Source organism: Calothrix sp. PCC 6303 (assembly GCF_000317435.1).
Classification (GTDB): domain Bacteria; phylum Cyanobacteriota; class Cyanobacteriia; order Cyanobacteriales; family Nostocaceae; genus PCC-6303.
Genome location: NC_019752.1, coordinates 12,655 through 36,124, shown reverse-complemented (window position 1 = coordinate 36,124; position 23,470 = coordinate 12,655). Strand labels below are relative to the sequence as shown.

The window sequence follows — 23,470 nt, the reverse complement described above, 5'->3', positions numbered from 1 at the left end:
TAATAAACAGTTTTCTACGAAATTTTTAACATTTATATATAGTTGTCAATAATGTTGCTGTCAAGTACAATCATTGCAAAACTTCCCAATCTTCCAAAGCGACTGGGGAAGTGGGGTCTTCATAACGAACTACTTTACCACGCAGGGGATAAAGGTCTGTTTCTGGTTGATTAGGTGATGCAACAGTCTGCTGTGGAACTTTTCCTTCGAGAATAATCACCTCCACAGTATCCCCTGCATGAAAAGGTAAGTCCCGCAGTATTAAAGTTCCATCTTCAGCTAAAACAGCTTCTACTTTGTGAACATTCATCCTGTTACTCCTGTTTTTTTATGGAGAGGGAGAAGAAAATCAAATACGTTCCTCTATTTATTATGAAGCTTTGACATAGATAACGAAGAGTAATTCCCAAGCTTCACATAAAAATAAACGACCAGGACACCCAGAGTTAAAGCTTCTTTGTTCTAGTAATAAGACAATAAAACTGTATCTGCTTATAGTCCCGCTTACCCTTCGTTTGTCAGAGCCTCCAATTGGATAAGCAATTTTTCTACCTGTTTGCGTTTCTTGGGGTCTGACCAAATCGGTGATTTTCTCAGCTTGGTAGTCGCCACAGTAAAACGCTCTTTGTAGTCGTTCGACTCTGTTTTTTGGGTGGAATTTGGGGTTTTATTATCGCTGATATATTGCTTGATTTCGCTTAAAGACCAGTTTTGGTTAATGGCTTGTTCTAAAAAGGCAACGCGCTCCGAAGTATCTTGAATAGTGGCGATCGCTCTAGCCTTGGTATATTCAATAGAACCTTTTCGTAGTGCCTCAAGGATGTCTTCAGGGAGGTTTAACAAGGGCAAGCGGTTATTAGCAAAGGATTCCCAGGTCATTAAGCCCAAGCCTTCAAACACTTCTTCAACTATTTTTAGTTCTGGATTTTCTGGCTTTGAGTCTGGCTGCGTAACGTTTCCAACTTTTCCAATAACGTTATTGGAAGCCTTGAATTTCCCATCTCTCTCTTTGGCAATAACATTATTATCAGAATCTTCTCCTTCTATTTTCTGTTTTCCAATAACGTTATTGTCGGCATCCAATTTATCGGTTTCATCTTCGGAAATAATGCCATTATCAGCCTCAAAGTTATCGGTTTCGTTTTTTCCAATAACGTTATTGGAAGCTTCCTTTTCTCCATCACTAACCTTTTCAATAACATTATTGTCCGCGTCTAATTCCCCTTCCTTATTCTTTCCAATAACATTATTGGAAGAGTCTTCAGAAGGTAATTTCTGTTTTCCAATAACGTTATTGGAAGACTTGCTTGCTGCTTTGCGGTCGTGTTGCAAGCGGCGCAGTAATGGCGGGATTTCGTTAATGCTGCGATTGAGTTTGAGAGCTAGTAGTTGCAGGATACCTTCCGTTTCATCGACTGGGTTAAGGTCTTCTCGCAATAAGTTCTCTATCAGTGCCAGTTGAAAAGCGGCGTTGTCGTCTAATTCTCTGATGACGACGGGGACTTCTTTTAATCCAATTTCCTTGGCGGCACGATAGCGACGTTCTCCTGCAACTAATTCGTGTTTTTCCCCACCTATGAGGCGTACCAATAGGGGTTGGAGGATACCATGCTGTCTGATGGATTCGGTTAGCTGCTTTAATGCCTCTGAGTCGAAATAACGACGAGGTTGGGTTGGTGGCAGATGAATCTGGTCTAATGGGATGGTCTGGGAAGAATCGGCATTTTTGATGCCTGTGGTGTCCCAAGGAACTTGAATTTTGCTTTTGAGGGGTTGACTGGCTTTTGTGCGTCTCATGTTAAGGATTCTATGCTAACGGCTATTTTTTTGAGGATTTCAACGGATGGATGCTTGGGTTCGTACACCGCTAGGGGCATTCGCTCTTCCGAAGCATCAACAAAAGCTGTGGAGCGGGGAATCGGGGGAAAGACTGTTCCGGCGCTGGCTAGTTGTTCGGTGATGGCTGCGAGGGTGCGAGTGTCCTGGGAGTTGCGGGCATCGTATTTTGTCGGCACAAACCCGGCTATTTGCAGTTTGCGGTTGGGTTTGTTGCGGACTGTAGCCACGGTTTTTAATAGTTCCCCTGTGCCCTCAAAGGCTTTGAAATGGGTTTCCAATGGCACGAGAACGTGGGTGGCAGCTACAAGGGAGATGTAAGAAAGCAACCCTAAGCTGGGAGGGCAATCTATCAAGATAAAATCGTAATCTGATTCAATTGGTTCGATGGCTTCTTTGAGACGGAAATCCCGCATGGAAGCACTTACCAATTGCATTTCTGCCGTGCTGAGGGAAATATTGGCTGGGGCTAAATCCATACCGTGAATTCCCTCATGAATTGGCAGGGGTTGTTCTTCCACAATGGCATTGTGGACGGTTTGCTCTAATTCTCTCGGAACCAAGCCCATAAATATAGTTAAGCTGGCTTGGGGGTCGATGTCGATGAGCAGAACGCGATGACCCAGTTGTGTTAGCTGGTAGCCCAGGTTCTGGGTAATGGTGGTTTTGGCAACACCTCCCGCCTGGTTGAAGACTGCGATAATTCGGCTCATAAGTTTGTTTGCCTGCCCAGTTACCATTAAAGATAACTGGAGATGGGTAAATTAGTGCTGTTTATTTTGGGGATGGGGCTATTGTTTGATTTAAAATTCTGATGACGATATAGGTTAGCACATTGTGGAGAAAAACAATCACTTAAACATTCTGAGCCAAAAATACAGGGGTTTAGCTATGCTAAACCCCTGTATTGATATACCACAGATGAAAAGCATATCCTCAATTACTTGGTTCTGGAGCGGTAATATCTAAGATGTTAACTAGCAAATCAAAAATTGTTTGCTTGGTAGTTAATAACAGAGTGGAATCTGGTGGTGTTAGGCTTAGAGAATCTAGCCATTGATGGCAGGTTTCACTAATAGCTTCTAAATGCTGAGTAAGTAAATGAGGGGCAATTTCATCGGCACTTTGTTCCAGGATTTTGGGAACGACTTGGAGCAAGCTATCTAATTTTTCAGCTATTGGTAAAGGTGGACGAACCTCCGTTCCTGTTTCTTGCTTGGCTTGTTGTAGCAGTTGACAACAACGGTAATGGGCAGATTGAACGCGATGGAGGCTATCGTTTGCTTGTCCTGCTGTGCTGATGTTAATAGGGGCGATACTAGTCAGGGGAGTGCAGAGGCTATACCAGCGTAGCGCATCCATCCCAATAGCTGAAATTAGTTCCTCTGTGGCTAGATCGGGAATAGGATGTATTTTCTGGTTAGCTTTGTGGAAAGCATAAAGTTTAATGGGCTGGACGATGATAAATTGAAATTGCTCTTTGGTGTAGCCTAAACATTGCATTGCGGCTGTTAGTTGGATGTCGTAGCCAGTGTAAGTAGGGGGACGTAAGAGGATGATTTTATCATAGCCTTGTTGGAATATTTCATGGTAACGGGCGATGTCTTCCAGGAGTTGGGTATATTCGCCATCGCGGTGTTGCAGAACTCTGTCGTAGTCGTCGCCAAAGTCGGCAGTTTTGATAAACCAGTCTTTGGGTTCGTCTTTGAGTTCGATATTGGCGGGTAAGTCGGCAGCTATTTGGCGCGACATGGAGGCTTGGTAGATTTTGGGGTGGGCTTTAAGGGTATTAAGGAAAGTTTCCGGGTTAGGGGTTTGTTGAGAAGGGGCGATGAGAATGTGGTTGTTTTTTTGGAAGAGGTTTTTGAGGGTATCGGTGTAGATAAACCGCACTTCGGCTGATGAGTTTAGTTGATCTGCGGGGATTTTAGGGGAATCGAGGTGAGTTTGATGTGATTCTATCATGTTGAAATGCTGTGTTAATGAGAGTTATTGATGTGATCGCACTACTACCATCAGGATAAAGAAGTGGCGGGATTAAATATCTTATAGGATTTGAGAGAAGTCTGATAGCACCGCACGTAATCTTAAAAATGTGTAAATTACTACAATTTAAAACTTTCAGTGCTTCCGAGAGAAGCATTAAATTGCCCACCTAGAAAAACTTTTCCCTCTCCTTCTATGGTAATAATTTGCTCTGCAATTGCCTTAGTTGCCACTTCAGTAGAATTTCGGAAGTTTGTGAAAAACGAGAAAATGGTAGCCAAGCTTTTCACTAAATCACCTGTGAATTCTCCAAGGTTCTCAACTTGTGTCAGCTGAACTATGTCTTGAACAATCTTTGAACCTGAGTCAATAAGTTGAGAGATATTATCTATCTTCGCTTCAATTTTAACTGTACTAATGGCTTGACCTTTGGAAGCAATTGTTGAATTGATTTCATTAACCTTACTCTGCAAAGATTTACCAGCCAAAAATTCCAATTGACTAGCCGCAAATGAAGGAATTTCAGCAACCATAGATATTTCCTGCAACGTCCCCTGAAAACTTTCTAAAGAAAAGCTTACTTTGCCTTCAGTGTTCAACCCAAATGCAAGACTCAGAGCAGCACCACTACTAAATCCACCTTGAACATCTAAGCCAGCTTCTACAGTTGCAGTTTGATTGAAACCACCAAATTCATTTTTCTTAATTCCGCCTTTAAGTGATGGAGTATAACTAATTTCTCCCTTTACCCAGGGACTTATTGCTTCTGCGAGAAAAGTTCCGCTTAAAGAAGGTTCAACAGAGTAAATATTTTGCAAAATTACAGATTGGAGTATTAGATCAACATTATCGAAGGGAGTTGGTAACTCTTTAAAGGTAAATACTCCAAGCCTTGCCATATCCTCATCGCTGTCACGATCAAATTTGTACTTAACCTCAACACCCAAGTTTGGCTGTACACTAACTCCTGCTTCAGCTTTAACATTAATAAGCTGACCAGAAGCTTTTATATTACCAGTTTGGATGCTCGTGCTAAGAACACCTTCAATAGGTGAACCTAATCCTTTACCAATTTCAAGACCAACAGAAGGCTTGATGCTTGTGAAATAGAATGGTTTACCGTTTTCATCAAACTCTCGTGAAAGTTGATACTCTGTGCTTCCCTTTAAAGTTCCTCCTGCGATGATTGCATCTGCCTCAATACCTATACCACCATTCAGATTGATAGATTTCTCAGTATTACCAGGAAGTAATGAATCTAGTGTACTTCGGACTAAATCAGCAAAAGCTTTCTTCGCTTTTTCAAATGCCTGTTTTGCTTCTTCTACAATTTGTTCACGAACTTTAATAAGTTCTTCCTTAGCAAAATTATAAGCTTCTTCAGCAGTTTGATAATCACGACGGAAAAGAGCATCTAAAACGCGCTTTCTTTCTTCTGGATCGGTCAAAAATGCTTCAATCTGTCGAGCTATGCTAAGAATTCTTTGTCCAGCACTAGCGATCGCTCTCTCCAAACCTGTCTTAGTCGCCTCTATCTGCTGCTCAACACCATGAATCTTGTTGTAAAGCGTCCCTGTCTTATCACCAAAAATGGCATCAACAACCGCTGCAACAGCACTTTGAGCGCGGGGTTTAATCCAATCAACAGTTCCTTTGGCAAAATCACCGACAGAGGTGACTGAACTCTTAATACCATTAGCTAGATTATTTGCCAAAGGTTCAACAACACTATCGTAGAAATTCCATTTGAACCCACTGGTAATTGTGTTGCCGAATATCTTAACTTCTGGAATATTGACTCCAACATTCCGTAGCCATTGAACAGAATCAAGAACTTTTCCTTTAAATTCGCCAACCCAATTATTGATATTTCCAACTAAATTATCAATTGTTTGCTTCAATTGTTGGGCTGCTGTTTCAATGGCACCATTAATTTCAGCACCAGTTCTGTAAGCATTCTTGAGAACTTCAGTGAACTGCCAAATTGCATCTTTAACTCCAGTTTGCACCCAATCAACTTTTCCTTTTAACCAACTCCTAGCACCATTAACTGCTCCTTTAAAAGAATCTTTAGCAGACCTTAATTGGTCTCCAAGCCAGGGAATATTATAAGCTTGACCGGGAATGTTACTTTCAATTTGATTGATAATCCAATCAGCCGTACTATCTATGCCATTTTTAATGGGGTTAGCAACAGAATCAACCCAAGCACGTCGCTCATCTCGAATACCATCTAATGCACGATGAACCTTTGCCCTTTGCTCACCATTCATTTGGTTGAGCAGTTGCTGTAACTCCTGCTCATAACTTTGCTTCTCTCGTCCAAGCTGCTGAGTTCGAGTATTAGCTTTGGCTCGTTCAGGAATTACAAAATTGTTCAACGCGGTGTCATAAATCCGCTTAATTCTGGGGTCAGCAAAGGTAACACCACGGCTACCACCAGCGCCACCACTACTACCGCTATTACCATTACCACTATTACCACCACCAACACGCCACCCTGCTGGAGGTCCTTTCTCTGACTGAGATAGTAAGTGTTTAAATTTAACAATTAGTTCATAATCCGTCGTTACGCCCTTCGGACTATTAACCCGCAACATATAAGTTCCCGGAATCAAATCAGCAATCAACTGCTCATCGGTGATGCCATCCCGCATTGAGTATGAAATCGGACGATTCCGAACGTCATACAGCACCAAATCAGCATCTGCCAGCAGTTGCTTCAACTCAGCTGTGATTCGACCATTGCGCGACAAAGTAAACCTGTAGTAATCATCGGGGACAAGGTTCCCAACCGTCTCTCCTGTCAAGCGAGTCTCAAATGGATCAACTGGACCAAATTCCGGTAACGGCTTGGCAATGAACCAATCTAAGCCACCTTTACCTTGCTGCCGAGTAATTTCTGCTTGACGTTCGAGTTCGCGCAGTCGTGCTTCTTCTTTAAGACGTTCTTCTTCTTGCCGACGGCGCTCCATTTCTTCACGCAAACGCCGTTCCTGTTCTTCAAGTTGCTGCTTTTTAGCTTCCGCTTCCCGTTGCCGTGCTTCCGCTTCTTGGCGAACTCGCTCCTGTTCCCGCGCAAATGCCTCTTCCTGTTCTCGCCGAATCCGTGCTTCTTCTTCTTGCCGTTGCCTTAACTCCGCTTCCCGACGTAGCCGTTCTTGTTCCTGCTCCCATTCATAGTTAGGATGCCAAATAGGGACTTTAGCTGTATTACCTTTAACAATCCAGTGAGGATCGGAAAAACCATTTTTATTTGAAATAAATGCCCAATACGCCCGATCGTTTGCCTTTACCACAGCAGAACGATTATCCTTACTAGGATGTGTCATATACTTGTCTGCGTAGTCACTAATTGTGTGACCTGCCCACCAATCACCAATAACAATTTCCTCCCAATCATAATACTCACCATTCTTCCAGAATCGCTCTGCGTGCGCCCAAATTTCCGGTGCTACTGTATCCGGGTCAACCTCTGGCATAGTGGCATAGATAAACTCCTCATCTGGATTACCAAAAGAAGTTTCAGCCAATTGCCGGAAAGCCTCAATTTGCTCAGGACTCAAATCTTCTTGATTAAACTTCTGACCGCCAAATAACCCAAAATCAGGAGTAGCCCGATTCAAATTTACTTCGTACCCCAAATCAGCTAAAGATGCAATGGTGACAGCACTAATCGGCGCATTTCCACCTTTACCATTGTTATAATCAGCGGTCATCACCTCATCTTGGAAGACATTTTCATTCCAATGCAAACCTGCTGAACCATTCCCCTCATTTTCCAGGGCAATATTATCTGTCAAACCGCCCAATTCGTTAAAGGCTTTCACCGCATCCTTACCGTTATATTGAGCCAACGGTGTACCAGCGTAATCAACTAAACCCTTAGCTTCCCAAAGATTACCAAAACCTAACCCGTGCAACAGTTCGTGTTCAACTACACTAAACAACTCCCCAGAACGTTCTAGGTCGGCAATGTCAGCCGCATCAAACTGAGTGATAGACTGAGCAGGTAGCATTGTCCCAAAGCGCATAAAATCAATTTTCGTCTGCGCTGCTGTACCACCAGCACCATCTAAATTGGTAGCAGAAATTTTAAAGTTGACATCATCGATAAGTTTCCCGTCAACAATGGCGGTAGGTAAGCCTTTAGTAATAATTGCTTCAACGCTTTTAGCAGCAGCCCGAATGATTTCTTGTTGCGAACTAGTCAACCCACCTTCAAATTCCAAATCAATATTGAAAGGTTCAGCAGCTTTACTCTCAAACCCATTCAAACTATAGGTTCCTGGCGTATCACCTTTGTTATCAATTTTGACAATTACATCACCAGTAACTCCAACAGGTAGTTGTAAAGTATAGTTACCTTTAGAAAAAACCTGACTTCCTAAAAATTGTCCAGATGGCATGAGATAATTGACCGATATCTCACCTGACAACACAGAAATATCGGCATTTTTTAAGTCATTAATATTAGCTCTAAAAATATCTGTAGGGTCAATCTTGCTAACTTGATCAATTACATCTACGATGCTAGAACGCACTATTGATGTAGCATTTTCCAAGTTGTTACCACCTGTATCCACATTGGTTAGCGGTACAATTGGCGCTTTAGCTCCAAGAAAAGTGGTAACTCCTGGTAATTCCTTGCCTGAAGGACTCTCACCATTGTAAATTCCTACAGATTCTGCTGGACAAGCATCTTGACTGTACAGCGTTGGTGTATTTTCAATAACTGAATTGGTAGATACTGGTAAATTATGAAATAATGGCAAATCCGGAGAACTAGGCTCAACAAGCACATAACTAAATTGATTATCTAATACAGAAGCATGATGATCTGATAAGGAAATTTGGGGATTCAGTAACTCTAAAGTATTTGTCTCTGGAGTATGAATTAAGCTAGTATGACTCGAATCGATTTCCATTGATGAAAGAGTATGTAAATCAACTAAAGATGGGTCAGTCGAATGCTCAACACCACCAATCAAAACACTAGGGCTAATATTCTCATCAAGAGGAAAACTTTTGCCCTGCCATACTTCTCTCGGTTTTGACTTCTTTGATTTTTTAGCTTTTTGACCCTTCTGACTACCAAATCCCAAAAAACCCATAAATGCACCCTTTACCTGTATCTTTTTATTAGTCCACGGAGGTGGATTTTGCTTGTATAGGCAAGCCAATAGAACCTTACGGTTTCCGCAGGGTAATATGTGGCTTGCGATTTATAAATTTTCTTTATAAATTTTCTAACTGTTGGGTATATTTAAAATTGTATTAAATGATTTCAGTAGGGTCAATTAATTGCAACTCACCATACGGAGAACGATGAGGAAAATTTTCTTCACTTGGTTCAACTGAGCCGATAAATGGTGTTTGTCGAGATTGTGGATTATTTGAGATGGAAAAATCAGTGATTGGTAGCAAACCATTATTATTCAAGCAATCACCCTTTTTTCTCAGTCGCTGCTTGAGTAAATAGCCTCCACATAACATACCAAAAGCTAATATACCCACAAAAGGATAAGGTTCAGGAACAGATGCAGGTTTAGTACAAGGATTATAAGAATGACTACTTGCTAGCGAAGACTTGGCATCTACTAATATAGAATTCAGAGATATTATTCCCAATGCACTTGCCAACAAAACAGTTCTAGCAGTCTTTCGGTTAGAAACTTTCATGATTTTCACTTGAATATTAATAATGAGTTTCAAAATTTAATCCAACTATTTTCCAGGAAAATATGGCGGATATAAATGCCAAATCCAGAAAAACAAGTTAACCAAAAGCCAGGTGATATAGAGTAAACAAGCAGGAGCATAAACTGCGAGAATTCCGATATCCTCAGTGCGTTCTAAACTAGGTTCTCTGCGCCATAGTTGAGCATAATACGCAAATGATCTTTGACGTAAATGGTTAATTCCCGTCATTGCTTCCACCAAATAATAGCCATCAAATTTATTCAGGGGGTTGAGATTCAGGGCTAAAGTAAATTGGGCTGCTACCATTAATAAATAAGTAGCTGTATAAAACCAATTTCCTGGCGTTGATATGCTCCATAAACACAACGCAATTCCCCAAATAACTACTTGACAAATTACCCCTGCTGCCATTACGAAAGTGCGTTGTCTGCGTTTAACTAAGCCATAAGCATCGGTGGTATTAGTGTATGCTCCTGGCAACAGGCAGATAAACATTAGTCCTATGTCTAAAACCACACCTTTGTAATGCTTTAATGTGAAAGCATGACCTAGTTCATGAATAGACACCACCAACATCATCAGCAGTACAAAAGGAAGTATTAAACTAGAAGCTTGACTACTCCATAACTCCTGCCCAAAGTTATAAATTTTCTCTTGTTTAGAAACAGCAATTACGGTAGTAAAGCCTAGAAACATGCAGAGCAACAAACAAAATTCTGTGGTAAAAAGAAATCTGATTTTATTAATATTGCGATTTAGCCATTCATCAGGATTAAAGAGACGAAACTTGAAAAACAGTAATTGTAAGATGCTAAATTTCTTCTTCGGTTTTTGTGCCTCAAACCCTTCCAGCATTCCCTTAACTGCTAAATTCTGCAAAAGCTCTTGCACGTACAGAGGGTTGATTTTATATTTATCTACAATGGTTTCTACTGGCAGCTTGCTTAACTGTACAATCAGGTTTTTATCATAATTACTGACTTGCATATAAGCTATACTGTCTATATTTTGCAGCCGTAATAACCAATATCCATCTGTGTGCCATATCCACTGCACAGTAGATTTTAGTCGATATAATTTGATAGTTGGAGTGGTTTGTGAATCGGTAGTTGAGTTTTGTATTTCATTCCTCTTGGGAATTGCCAATACTTTCAAATCTACCAATTTGTCTAATAGCTGTAATATGAACGTAGGATGAATTTCTTCCCCAAATTCTTGCTGACACTTTTCCTGAACCTGTTTGACAGTCAATGTTCCATCAAAATACTTTAAGGCATAGCCTTCAGTTGCAGAAAATATCAGCTTTTGCTCTGTCTTAAGTGCTTGTAAGTATACTTGTTCAGAGTCAAATATAGGAAGTATTTGCCAGTGAATTTTCAGATTCGGACAAAGCCAGCTTTGATAGTCGGCTGCATTTAAATTTGAGTTTTCTGGTAGATGCATATTCTAACTACGGTAGATTACTGAAATTTTTCTATCTCACGGAGAGAATAGATTTAAAAACGTAGGCAGAATAATATTTTGTAGGTCAATGTACTGATACACGAAGATGCTGTATTTCTTAGTGATAACCGCTCTACCATGCTAAATGAATGTTAATAATGTGAAGCTGAGTAAAAATTCAGTAAAAATTTTAATATGCTCATACCACTTAAATGCTTACGTAATGTGGTTTGCAATGCTAATCACTCAAACCCCTAAATAATACAGTCTGAAAAAAGTAAAGAAAAACAGATTGAAGCATTTTGAATCATCGGGTCTTATACTTTTGTCAAAAATCAAATAACTATCAAATTAAATAATTAAACCTCGTCTATTTTGAGAACCGTAGTTTGTAACTCCAGAACTCCAGATTGTGAGTAGGCGTAGCCAACCCTACGGGCTTATGCTAGTCTGCGACAAGCCGCTCCGCGTCTACCTTACGAAGACGCAAGCTACGCAATGACAAAACTCCACTTTTCATGATGGACGAGGTTTAATCAATTAGCCAAAAGGAAAATAAATATTAATTGACAATCCCAACATTACCGCGTCGATCGCTCAACCGGCTGAGATGAATATTTCTCGTAAAAATTAGATGAACCTCGGCGGATCAACTCAAGCACGCATAAAAGCCAGGTATCATTTGCTCCAACCTACGTAACTCGGTAGCCGCTACTTCCTCAAGTAACAGCACCGCACACCAACGTCGATCGCAACTCCAACGAGAAATAGTTGCTTTCACCGCTTCCACACCCCCGACAATGGCATCCCTCAACATTTGCAGGCTGGTTTGAATTGGGGTGCTGTCCCCATCGTGAGGTTCCAAATCTCCACCGATTTCATCTATAGATGGGGAATTACCGCTTGGGTTTGAGGAATTATTCCCTTTAGAAGAATCTATCCGACTATTTTTGGCAGAATCCACCCCATTATTTTCGGTAGTATCTACCCCTCCCAATGGGGGTTTCCCTATAGCATTAGGGGGGGGGGTCGATACGAGGTCAGGAGGTGGGTCGATTCCATACTGGTTATACTTTCCAGCCTGATTTCGGGCAGCTTCCTCGGCAGCTTGACGGGTACGCTCTTCTTTCAAGGCACGTTTGTTTTGCCGATGCTTAATTACCTGGCTAGCAAATTCCCATTCTTCTTCTGCCAGGGAGAAATGTAAAACCTGTTTGCCCCTAGCACCCTGTTTGCTACTGCTGACTTTCAGCCCCAGTTGTTCCAGCAATGTCGATAACAACCACTTTGGTCCACCGCATTTTTCGTGGATGGTAAACCCTAAAATTGACTTGATTTGGCTGGCACATTTGAGGGAAATTTCATACATTCGTACCAATTCCGGGTCAGCAGCGGTAATTTCCTCCCCATTCACCAATCGCCGTAGGATGGAGGTTAAGCCGAGTATGTGTCTTGTCAACCAAGTAACCGAATGGTTTTTCCAATCGAAGCATAGGGGCAAACGCGATCGCTCCTGGTGGTCTCTCTCCGTGACGATACTTGGTGGCACTGGGTACTGTTTCCCCGTCAAAGGTTCTAGAATTGTCCCCTCCGAATCGGCAAGTAAACCTTCGAGAGCTGCGATCGCTTTAATCAATACCCCGTTATGATCTTTTTTGACCAATTCGGGGGTAACTTCCTTAACTCCGTAGGCATCCTTGATGCGGAATTTTTCGCATTGGAAAACCTGTTGGGGTTGGAGATAATCCCTGGCTTTGAGGGTGCGATATTGCTGTAAGGTAATATCCTCAGCCCCAGCAACCGCAGCATAGTGTGCTTCATCTAATTTCCTACCAGCTTCGATGAGTTTCTTCATTTCCTCAATTGAGTCTTCCTCACAAACTGGGATAATTTTGTTACCCATATCGGTCAGCAAATCTCGCAAATCAGCCCGCAGGTTATTTAAGGATTGGTTACGGGCAGCCTGTAGCTTACAGTAGGCATCGAATGCCCATTCCTTCTCCACACCCCGCTTACCTGTCTCGCGCTCAATTTTCATCAGGAATGCAGACAGGGAATTTTTTGCGAGTAAGTCTTCGCGAATTTTGGTGGGGTTGGTTTCTTTGTAACCAAAGGGTGGTCGTGGTGCTACCCAAACGTGGATGGGTACGTTGGGACGATAGCGGTATAGTTGCTGACAACATTCGGTTGCGGTTTGGGATGCACCAAGGAAGACTCCAAACACTTCATCGAAGTGGTATTCGGGAATATCCACACCTGTTCCCAAGCTGGGGGATGCCAGGAGGACATCAACATTTTTGACTTCGTTGGTGATGTCTTTGATAAATGCAATGTTTTCTTTACTACCAGAATTGTCGGAGTGTATTGACCAAACACGTAGATTGGCTGGTAATTCGCTATTTTCTGAAATTAATTCTGAAGTTAATGGCGAATTATTTTTCGTCTCTCCTATCGATTTATTATCAGATAGATTATTGTTTATGCTCTCCCTCAATTTATCATGATTATTTTGATGAGTATCGAGATTTCTTGTTTTAGCAGTGTTTTCGTTGGGTAATAGATTATTGTTTATTTCTCCTGTCGATTCATCGCAATTTAATTTCTGGCTGTCCTGTACTTTTGTCGTCGCAGAATTTTCATTAGAGACTACCTCACCAAGAGAAATTCCCTGTTTATTGAAGAGTTTTTCGCATTTTTTAACAAAATTCTTGGAATCGGAAACCACCATAATTTTCTTCCCAGCCATTATTGCAGCCGAGATTTTGGCAACGATGGCAGAAGGATTATTCCCCTCATACCAATAAACATTGCGATCGCCATTTTTCCAATTGTTTTTGACGATAAAAGGTACTTCCCCCTCTGGACGCATTGCTCGGAAAAAGTCCAAGGTAATGTCATCCATGTGGGCATCGGCGATAACTACCAGTTTGGCGTTATACACGACGTATTCCAGTACCTCTAAAATGTCTCTCCGGTACTCCTTGCAGGTTGAACTGAATAGGAGGTGGGTTAGGTATTGGCAAGCCTCGTCAATAAATACACAACCGTAGGTTAAGTATTGGGTATTGAGCTTGTGGAGACTGTCGATGGTAATACTCAAAGCTGCTACCTTTGTCAAATCTCCCTGCTTGAGTTCGGAATAAATAGCGGTTTGCAGACGATTGGCGAGGTTTTTGAGTAAATTTACCCTATGCCCGTTATTGAGGAATTTGACATCAGGATTTTGCAGTCGCCACTGTCGCATAAATTCGGTTTTAGCAGTGCCCATATCGCTCCACAAGGCTACTAATCCCGATTGGGGTATTAGTAGCTTGTTTTTTGAACGCAACGCACCGTCTTGACGATTCTCTGGGGCAGTTTCGCCAGGTTTATGTCTCCTTCGATGTTTGTCTTGGTGCTTGCGACTGTGGGGTTCATGGTTGGGAGAATCGGGAGCATTTTTGTCCCTTGGATACTGGGAGTTAGGGGAACCGGGAGCATTTTTGTCCCTTGGATACTGGGAGTTAGGGGAACCGGGAGCATTTTTGTCCCTTGGGTACTGGGAGTTAGGGAAATCGGGAGCATTTTTATCCCTTGGACGCTGCGGGAATTGTCCCGACTTGCCTTCCCATGCCTCTTCAAAATCGACAAATTCTAGGAATTCCCCATCAAGATTTTCAAAACCAAGAACTTGGGTCAAATACTTGACATTTACCGTAATATCTGCGTTGTATTTACGCGATAATCCTCGCTGCTTTTGGAAGAAGGAATTGCGGTAATCAGCCAAATTTTTAGCATCGTCGATGATGGCGGTTAGGAGGGTGTTGCCATCCTCCACCTTCCCAGGAGTGTCAGTACAATTCGCAGTTAATTGCGAACCACGAATTGCGTAGCTTGCTTCTCCAAAGGGGTACTGCGAATTGTTTTGGTCGAGCCAATAGCGATCGCTATCTTTTTTCTGGGCTTGAGATTTCTGAGCTTGGAAAATATCGGCTCTATAAACCTCATTACGGGCAACAACGAAGTCATCGACCCCTTTCTCCATTCCGGGAAGTTGAGCCACCTTGCAGACGCTTCCAGCCGCCTCTATTGCCCTTCCCGTGCGTAGGGTGGCTTGGAAGACATTCCACCGGGTTCTGGGTTTTTCTTCGTAGTCGAACAGGATGATAAATTCCCGTCCCGGTTGTGCCATAGGCAGCAAATCCGGGTGCAACCGTTCGTCAAAGTCCTTTTTCCCCACCCGTCCGTTCCAAATTCCAGGGAGTGCGATCGCAACAAATCCCAAACTTAACAAACAGGCGGCTTTTTTCTCCCCTTCACACAGAATTATGGGGATTTCCGGGTGTTTTTGTACCCATTCCCAGAAGACGGGAGAGAGGGAGAGAGAGGGAGGGTTAGGTTTTCCTAAAAAATTTTCTTGATTGGATTTGTGGGAAAAAGTCAGATTTTCTCCAATGCCCCTTGTCTCCCACTCCCCTTCTCCCCAACTCTCAAGGGGATATTTGTCTTGCAGCCGCAGCGCTAGGGATGAATGGTAGCGCTTGATGTTGTATCTAGAAGCGACTAAATCCCAAATGCAATCCGGGATATCGAAGTAGGTGACACGGTTGGGTGTTTTGGGTGGCGATTCGTATTTGACGGGTTTGCCTTTGGATGGGTCAATGCGGGGAACGCTGGGTTTAAAGCGTCCCCATTCCATCGGCTGCCAGTTATTAAGGGGGTCTAACCCACTAATCCACAGTCCGCCAAGTTCGGCGTGCTGGTACTGCCTTAAAAAGCCGTCCGTCACCCTCCCCGCGTTTTTGCGGGGGACGTTTAGGGAGAACAGGTAGGAGTAAACTTCTTCTCCTGAGATGTGGAGAAAGCTTGCCGCGATGATGGCGGGGTGGATGGCGCTGAGTACCGCTAGTTCGTGGTATTCGGCTTCTGTGAGGTCGTTGGGTAGTTGGCAAGGGGTATGTTCGTTTAACGAGACACTCTCTCCCTTGTCTGGGTAGATGGCACAGATATCTGGCATTGTCGGTCTCCTGTTGATTGGAGCCGATTAGCAACCCATAACTTTCTCTAGAAGTGAAAAGAAATTACTACGGAACCTTTAATAACTCTCAAAATTTGTTAACGTAATGGTGATTTTGTTGTTGGTTAGTTTCTTAGAGCAACTGCTTGTTAGGGCTTCGCTTGAAAGTTTTTGAGACTTGATATCTTGAGATTTTTTGAGAGTCAAGTAAGGTTTGTTTGGCGACAAACCATACAGCGAGCGACTAGCTAAGTAAAAGGTTCTGTATTTCTTTCGCTTCTTGCCTCTTTGTAGATGGCGACTTCTAGAGAAAGAGACGAGCAACTAACCAGCTTTTTTTAATAAGGGAACATTGGCTGGCTGTAATGGCTGTAATAAGGGAATTTTGATTAGCTGTAATAAGGCTGTATTGGCTGATTGCACGGGCTGTTGTCGGGGAATATCGGCTAGTAATGGCTGTAATAAGGCTGTATTGGCTGGAAGCCTGTCTTGAAAGATTTTGTAGACGGGAACTGTCCCTACAAACTTTTCGCTGCTAGAAAGAAATTTTTGTTTCAGATTTTGTTTTAGATATCGATTCATTTTCAGGACTCTAAGAAAGGTATTTTTGGTCACTAAAAGTAAAGCATTTTTTGTAATGGGGCGTTTGCGTTCCCATTAAAGATAATTAGAGAAAAATGAGAGGCTGAAATTCTTATAAGACAAGGCTTTCAAAAATGTGTTATCCGGCGATGGGGCGGTTTTATCGCCCGATGGGGTTTTTTTGTTCTCACGCTTAAATCCTTATGTGGCAAAGCTTTAAGTGCCAATTTTGATGTTTTTTTTGTTGAGTACAAAAGCCTATTTTTTGGGGGGTAATTATGAGAGAAAATCGGTGTTTTTGTGAATTTTCATGAGGTTTTATGAAGTTTCATGTGTCCGTTTGATGGGATGTTTTTATCGCCCGATGGGGGATTTTTGTACTCATGCTTAAATTCTTATGCAGTAAGGCTTTGAGGCTAGTTTCGAGGTAAATTATTTGAGTACAAGATTGCAATTGCTTGTTCTCAATTTTGAGTACCGAAAATCAGCTATCTACGCGGTTGAGAAAAATCGTTGCTTTCATTCGTTGCGGGAGCGTGCGATCGCATAATTGTGGGCATTCCCCGAAAGCGTCCAAGAGGCGCTTTCATCTTAAAAGCCTTGCCTAGTCTGGAATTTCCAATACTTTTCTCAATTTAGCTTCCAATTTGGGAGTAATAGTGCGATCGCCGCGTTCAATCATGGATACCAACTTTTGCGATACTCCCAAGCACGTAGCCAATTCCCTTTGGCTCCATCCTTTGACTTCACGGGCAGTACGCACCTGTGAAACTGTCAGTGGTGCTAATGATTTGGTGGTAGTACGTGAGACTGGGCTGAGTTTTAATAATGGTTCAGTTCTGCGTGATAGAAGCGCGGGAATGGGGTCTGGTGGCATAATTGTGAGTCTGGCTTTCCACAGTCGGTCGATGATTTTTTCTTTCCTCCAGTTAGAAGGTTTTTTGGCTTTGCTGTTGGGTCTGATCCATTTGGGATAGCTGGTATCGTCAAAGATGACCTGCCAATTCATGCTCATTAATAAAGCCAAGGCGCTATCCCATCTTTGTTTGAGGTTGTAGGATTCCCGGAAATCTTGATGTGCTTTATCAATTCGGGCTTCCAGTTCCACAGCTTCTAACAAACTGCCAACTTTATGTTCGTATTGATTTTTGTTTTGTAATTTGATGCGGCTAATCATTGTGAGATGGATTGCTAGTTTTAGCGCCAATTCATCGTGGTAGGGGTCAATTTTTAGGATTTCTGTGGCTAACCACCCAAATTGATGCAGTGCAATACCTGCTTTCATGCCCATCCTGTTTAGCCATTTTTCTGCCCAAGGACCAGGACTTACATTGATATAAACCTCTTCAGGATTATCAACTTTTCCTGTGAATATATTCTTCTGTCCTCTAGCATCGACCTCAATGACCCATAGGGGAGAAATGCTAACACTGACATCAACTTTGTCACCTTTTGGCTTGCCTTCAACCCAGGTACATTCCATCAACATTCGCCCTAAATGAAAGGTGATGCTAGCAAGTTTTGCTAGTTTTTCAGGTACAGTTAAACGATGCTTTTTATCCCATCCTATTTGCTTAATTACTTCCGTACCTTTTAATGTAAATTTGATTTGATTGTTGAGGCTGGAATTAAAAGCATAAGATGCAAAAACTAACTGAAGCTTTGCTGCATCAATCCCCATTAAATCAATTACTTGTAGGGCAGCTTCCCATGCTAAAATATCGCCATCTTTTTCTCCACCTATGTAGACTTCGACTCGGTTTCTGGGGTTGCTTTTACTAGTAGATTCAAAAACAGCATAGTTGTTGGTATCTTTTTTCCATTTATCGCGTCGATAGTGAGATTCTAGCCCTGCCCTTAGAGGGACTGGTGTTGGGAAACCTGTAATTTCAGGAAGTGCTTCTTCAGTATTTGGAGCTAATTTTGACGTAACTTCTAATAGATTTTGTAGAGTTGATAAACTGAGGTTATCCAAGTTCATACTTTGGATTAACTCAGCTGCAACTCTCAGGGCGCAAACCTCATGCATAGAGTCAATAAGACTCTGCATATATTCGTAAGGCTCGACGAACGGAACGGTATTTTCAAATTTGTTTCGACTAGGAGATTTTTTTCTTCCAGATTTAGGCTTTTCTTCTCTAGGTTTTCTCGCAGCTAAAATGAAAAGCTTATCCGATTCCACATCTTGAAATAAATCCATAGACGGGCGCATTTCATTTACTAAAAAATCATGCAATTCTTGACCCGTCCAATTCATAGATTTATGATGTTGGAACCATGAGTAGCCCATATCCCAAAATCCATCGGGGATTTGAAAAAACTGTTCTAAAAAATTTGGCTCCCCCTTTAAAAGACCATCACTTAAAATGATTTCTCTTTTAAGATAATCTGGTGCTATTTGAGTAATTCTCTTGATGAGAAACTCTTCTATCAATTCGATAGTTGTTTGTTTGAAATTAGCTGGACTATCTCGATCTGACATAATCTTTAACTAAGCTACTTCTACAAAATGCCAGCTTCGGTAAAAGCTTGGCTAATAAAATCAACCAGTCCCAAATTTTCCGCCCACTCGGTCAGATTTCCTCCAATGACGTGACGCACCGCGATGTCGAGATTTAATTCCCGCCAAACAGAGTTTTCGTACTCCCCGGTTATGCGCGATCGTTCTCTCAATGGTAGTGATGGCAAAGTAAGCGGATCGATGCTATTTTTCAGTTCTCCTCCTTGGTGTTTTGAGTTTTAGAGGATTTCGTTTGCTGGTCTTTCCACTCAAAGTATTCTCTTAATAGGTTCTCCAAGCCTTGACTATTGTCAATGCCATTCTCTACGCAATAAATTTTGAATTTTTTAAGTAGGTTTTGCGGTACTAACCCCCTTAAGAAACCGTAGTTTGGGTCTTTTTTCTTATCGGTCACATACCCATTTAGTTTGGGTGCAAACTGTCTTATTAAGGCTGTTTCAACTTGAGTGAGTAAATTTTTATCACTACATTCAAGCCAAGCAATTGTGACAGGAGTACCGAGTGCTATTAATTGGTTCCACTTGTGATGGTCTACCCATCGTTGCACAAGGTTGATAGTTTTACCGATGTATAAAATATCTTCGCCTTGCATAACAAAGTAGATAGCTGGGCAGTCGGGGAGATGCGATCGCTCGTTTAGTGGCAGAGAAGGCAAATTTAACGGATTTATTTCAGCAAGACTCATTTATCCCCTTTGTCTTCACTTTGTGAGGAGTTTTGGCTTTGAACTTCTTGGCTTATAGTCCATTCCTCAATTAGTTCTCTAGCTTTTTCACTCATGGCGACTTCACTTTTAGCGCAAGCGACTTTAAAGCGGGTTCTCATTTCCGAGCTTAAAAAAACTCGGATAAATACGTCGTTAGCTTTATCAGTAGACATTTCAAATAAATAAACTTCTACTGATTGTGCCACCTAGACAACCAATGCTTAAAGTTCCACTTGCACTACCTGTACCATGTGGTACTATACTAACAGACAAGACGCACCAAGTCTGCAAAATCTTTAAAAATTCAAACATTCAACTCCACCGCGTCTTCCCTTCGGCATAGCTGCAACTGATTGCAACCATGTCAAATCTTTGTGCAGCTTATATTTCAGCCAATTTTTACTCCCAACAAATATATGACAGTCACACCGATGTATCACGTCACGCCAAATCCCGACCACCTCTTAAAGCGACAAGTAGCAGCACTAGACGCAGGCAACCGCACCACTCAATGGATTACCCCCACAGGGCAAGTAATGACCATTCCCTCAGTCATCAAGCATCTAGAACCTTGGGAAGACACCCCAGAAATCGATGATGAATCCGTTCAAATCGAGGTGATAAAAGATGGTGACACTACTTCCCGCTTTGCTATCGGTACAGAAGCCCAAGTACAAAAAGGCACTCCAGCATTTGAAGTTAACAAAGTCGAACTTGCCAAACACTTCATCTATGCAGCTTTAGAGGCAATGCCCGGTCAAAATACCGTGGTAATCGAATGTCTGCGTATTGCCCTCCCAGATACCCGCCACACCGAAAACTTCGCATTGCTCAAAGAACTTGAGGGTGTTTACGAGTTTATCCGTAATGGTCAGCGCCTTTATACCAGCGTTCGCCACGTCGAACCAGTGGACGAAACCCGCGCTGCTTACCGCTATGCCGTTAGAAGTGGGCTGTTTAAAAGTCCTAAATCTGTAAACGGGATACTCGACCTGGGTGGGGGTACAGGTATCGGACGGCTGTATTCCCCCAACGGCTCCCTCAACCGTCAAGCCGATGCGATTGTTCCCGGTACTTATGCTCTCGCCGAAAAAATTGACGCTGCCCTGCTACCAACTACTGGATTTAGCCAGAATTTGGGCTTGATTATGGACGCGATCGCATCAGGCAGTTTCGTTATTGGCACCAGTGGTATCAGCTTTGCCCATTTATTTGAAAAGTGCAGAGATGCATGGCTTTCTGAGATTCGGGGCAAACTGCGGACAAAATGGGGACAATACTTCTCGGAAATAGGGGAAGTGTTGATTATTGGCGGCTCTGCTCCCCTGGCGAAACCAATTCAGGAGTCCACCAACGGACGATTTAAAGTTGCACCCAGTCCCCAGACCATTTCGATTCAGGGGATGCTGCTATGAGCCAAGCGCGGATTGTACTTAGGGATGCTGCATTGGAGCAGGGGGAGCGGTTACTAAAAGTCACCAGACTGGCAACTTTGACCGAGTTAATTAACGTGATGTTCTCCCGCTACGGCAGACATCTAGAAGAAACCTGGGAGGTACTGCCATCTCCATACGAAACAACAGGTGTCCGCTCTAAACCTGTATCGCAGGTTGTCCCGACATCTATCTTAGAAACCGACCCAGAAACCGATTTTACTTTTGATAAACCGATTTGTGGATTGTAAATATGCCCATGCTCCAAGAATTTGTACTGACAACTTTAAATACAGAAGCGATATCTTCCGCAAGCTGAACGTCCTTTGCCTCCTCCGCCAAGATTGAGCGTAGACGTAAAGCAGCCGAAGACATCGCTCCAAAACCCAAAAACGGGGTTATCTACCGCCGCAATAAAACGAATAGACAACAAGGAAATTATCGCATGACAACCAATAATCCTGACTGGCGTATCAAGGTCAACAATCACCCCGAACTATCCGACCTACGTACATATCACTTTGATGACGAAACTGATGTAGAGAGCTTTGCCCAAAGTTTGCTGTGCGAGGGCATTACAGAATTTTCTCTCTACCACAACGATGGTGGGGAGTGGGCAGAACAAGAAACCAACCCTTACGACTTTTTCACCACAATTGACGATACCCCTTTTCCATTAGCCCACGGTCAACTATTACCCAATCTCTCAGGGGATGTGTCGCCAGAAATCATCTGGAGCTTGGCACAGGGCAACAAAGACGCACTTAGTTCGATTGATAACGAACCAGTCCGTGAAAAAGCAGAGCGGATTTTTGACTGTTTAACTTTATCGGGTGCATGGGATGAACCAGAAAACTCGTCTAATGAAGGCTGCGGGGAAATAGGGGAAAATACATCGTGGAAATTGACGGATTTTTCTGGCGACACCCTTAGTATTGAATGCATCTTTGATACTGAAAATATCCCTGACACTGAAATAAATGCCCTCTCCCTCGATGCAGAGATAAACGAACAATTCTCAGATGAATTTAATCTGGACGAGCTTATTTGATTTATTCAGAAGTGCTTTTGAATTTTTAAGGCAGTATTCGACCCCCAGGGGAGTGTCCGAGAGGGAGTGAGGGAATTAAAGCAATTGGAGAGCAATATTTCCCCCAAAGTACAATACCAGCCCTTTGGAAAACCGATGGGGTATCCTCTCACTCCCCAACTCGGACACTCTTAATCGGACACTCCCACATATCAACTCACGAGAAAACCGCCATGACCAACAACCAACAACCGCGCATCAAAATTCACGTAGCTGCACCCGACGTGTCCCGCGCCTCTCAAACCATCTTTGGGCTAGACACCGATGTGATTATTAAAGCCATGATGGGCGATGAAGAGGCGACAACCTACCTAGCCGACTACGCCAATATCACTGCCAAAGCCCGTAAAAACATCAAACCCGTCCTCAAACAAGCCGCAACAATCTACGACGGCACAAAGGACATCAACCAAGCGGTGCTGTACCTGCTGAAATCGGCGGCGAAAAACGGGGGTCAAATAGTCCAAATGAAAGGACAGGCACTGGTTTTAAACAAACAGTGGATGAACTTTCTCGAACAGCAAAAGCAGAAAATAGCCAACGATTTAACCGAAGTTGATGTCAAACACGCCCAACAAATCAACCTGTTAACAGCCCAACATCAAGTAAACCTGCGGCTGGGGAATATCGCCTACCGCGATAAACTCACCAAAATGGGCGATCGCGCACAGCAAAAACTAGCTGCAATGCAAACCCAAGCGGATCGAGAATACGAAGCCGCCAGACTTACCGCAATCCAACGCGACGGCAGCCAAGCCAATCTGGGAGCCATTCCCCAACGCACCGTACCTGGTTCAATTGGTGGTGTTAACGGTAGTGGCAGGTTTAACCTGTCCGGTATCACAGGTGCAATCGGTGGTTTCTTCCGAGGTGTCGGTAACTTCTTTGGTCGCCTAATGCGATCGCTTTAAAAACAAACCCTTGGTTGAATTGAGATTTCCCCTATATTTGCCGCGAGACGCAAACATAGACGGTTCAAACTGCAAACAAAGTAATAGGCGAAACCACATTAACTGCGAATGGAAGCAGATTATTTGCAAACAAACCACATTAACTGCAAATAAATCACATTAGTTGCAAATAGGCTGTAACCCTTATGATTAGGCAATTTTATAGAAATAACCCCAAAACTGTCCAGAAAATACTAAGGTTTTGAGTTCGACGGCTGCAAATT

The 23,470-nt window shown here is 42.7% G+C and carries 17 protein-coding genes; 4 read left to right on the top strand and 13 right to left on the bottom strand.

The window, feature by feature from the left end; translation table 11 throughout:
* Positions 1-70: 70 nt before the first annotated feature.
* The 13 genes from CAL6303_RS28220 to CAL6303_RS28160 form a co-directional block, all read right to left on the bottom strand.
* Positions 71-310: a hypothetical protein gene (locus tag CAL6303_RS28220; protein ID WP_015201143.1), complete on the bottom strand. Its 240-nt coding sequence runs from the start codon at positions 308-310 to the stop codon at positions 71-73.
* 194 nt (positions 311-504) lie between these two features.
* Positions 505-1,797 carry a ParB/RepB/Spo0J family partition protein gene (locus tag CAL6303_RS31665; protein WP_015201142.1) on the bottom strand — a complete coding sequence of 431 codons (1,293 nt, stop codon included), beginning with the start codon at positions 1,795-1,797 and terminating at the stop codon, positions 505-507.
* A complete protein-coding gene (locus CAL6303_RS28210) occupies positions 1,794-2,549 on the bottom strand; it encodes a ParA family protein (protein ID WP_041741288.1) in 756 nt (251 codons plus the stop codon). Before CAL6303_RS28210 ends, CAL6303_RS31665 begins: the two co-directional genes overlap by 4 nt.
* A 223-nt stretch (positions 2,550-2,772) precedes the next feature.
* Positions 2,773-3,801, bottom strand: a complete 1,029-nt coding sequence (locus CAL6303_RS28205) for a DALR anticodon-binding domain-containing protein (RefSeq protein ID WP_041741286.1) — start codon at positions 3,799-3,801, stop codon at positions 2,773-2,775.
* 140 nt (positions 3,802-3,941) lie between these two features.
* Positions 3,942-8,936: a hypothetical protein gene (locus CAL6303_RS28200; RefSeq protein WP_015201140.1), complete on the bottom strand. Its 4,995-nt coding sequence runs from the start codon at positions 8,934-8,936 to the stop codon at positions 3,942-3,944.
* Between the two features lie 163 nt (positions 8,937-9,099).
* On the bottom strand, positions 9,100-9,504 hold the full coding sequence (locus CAL6303_RS28195) for a hypothetical protein (protein WP_015201139.1): 405 nt from the start codon (positions 9,502-9,504) through the stop codon (positions 9,100-9,102).
* A gap of 45 nt (positions 9,505-9,549) precedes the next feature.
* Positions 9,550-10,968, bottom strand: a complete 1,419-nt coding sequence (locus tag CAL6303_RS28190; protein WP_015201138.1) for a site-2 protease family protein — start codon at positions 10,966-10,968, stop codon at positions 9,550-9,552.
* Positions 10,969-11,617: 649 nt separating this feature from the next.
* Positions 11,618-15,964 (bottom strand): DUF3854 domain-containing protein, encoded by a 4,347-nt coding sequence (locus CAL6303_RS31320; RefSeq protein WP_015201137.1) that lies wholly within the window; start codon positions 15,962-15,964, stop codon positions 11,618-11,620.
* A 324-nt stretch (positions 15,965-16,288) separates the two neighbouring features.
* Positions 16,289-16,546: a hypothetical protein gene (locus CAL6303_RS28180; protein ID WP_015201136.1), complete on the bottom strand. Its 258-nt coding sequence runs from the start codon at positions 16,544-16,546 to the stop codon at positions 16,289-16,291.
* A gap of 604 nt (positions 16,547-17,150) precedes the next feature.
* Positions 17,151-19,028 (bottom strand): helix-turn-helix domain-containing protein, encoded by a 1,878-nt coding sequence (locus CAL6303_RS28175; protein ID WP_015201135.1) that lies wholly within the window; start codon positions 19,026-19,028, stop codon positions 17,151-17,153.
* A gap of 20 nt (positions 19,029-19,048) precedes the next feature.
* Entirely contained in the window at positions 19,049-19,234 is a 186-nt protein-coding gene (locus CAL6303_RS28170) for a hypothetical protein (RefSeq protein ID WP_041741284.1), read from the bottom strand.
* A gap of 23 nt (positions 19,235-19,257) precedes the next feature.
* The gene (locus tag CAL6303_RS28165) at positions 19,258-19,752 is read right to left on the bottom strand and encodes a GIY-YIG nuclease family protein (RefSeq protein ID WP_015201134.1); all 495 of its coding nucleotides are present in this window, start codon (positions 19,750-19,752) and stop codon (positions 19,258-19,260) included.
* Complete coding sequence (locus CAL6303_RS28160) at positions 19,749-19,979, bottom strand: hypothetical protein (RefSeq protein ID WP_015201133.1); 231 nt, start codon at positions 19,977-19,979, stop codon at positions 19,749-19,751. Before CAL6303_RS28160 ends, CAL6303_RS28165 begins: the two co-directional genes overlap by 4 nt.
* Before the next feature lie 210 nt (positions 19,980-20,189).
* On the opposite strand from CAL6303_RS28160, the gene CAL6303_RS28155 reads away from it, so the two are divergent.
* The 4 genes from CAL6303_RS28155 (at position 20,190) to CAL6303_RS28140 (ending at position 23,207) form a co-directional block, all read left to right on the top strand.
* Positions 20,190-21,188: a ParM/StbA family protein gene (locus tag CAL6303_RS28155; RefSeq protein WP_015201132.1), complete on the top strand. Its 999-nt coding sequence runs from the start codon at positions 20,190-20,192 to the stop codon at positions 21,186-21,188.
* Complete coding sequence (locus CAL6303_RS28150) at positions 21,185-21,457, top strand: hypothetical protein (protein WP_015201131.1); 273 nt, start codon at positions 21,185-21,187, stop codon at positions 21,455-21,457. The genes CAL6303_RS28155 and CAL6303_RS28150 overlap by 4 nt, the downstream gene beginning before the upstream one ends.
* A 194-nt stretch (positions 21,458-21,651) precedes the next feature.
* Positions 21,652-22,257, top strand: a complete 606-nt coding sequence (locus CAL6303_RS28780; RefSeq protein WP_015201130.1) for a hypothetical protein — start codon at positions 21,652-21,654, stop codon at positions 22,255-22,257.
* Between the two features lie 212 nt (positions 22,258-22,469).
* A complete protein-coding gene (locus tag CAL6303_RS28140) occupies positions 22,470-23,207 on the top strand; it encodes a hypothetical protein (RefSeq protein WP_015201129.1) in 738 nt (245 codons plus the stop codon).
* Positions 23,208-23,470 lie beyond the last annotated feature (263 nt).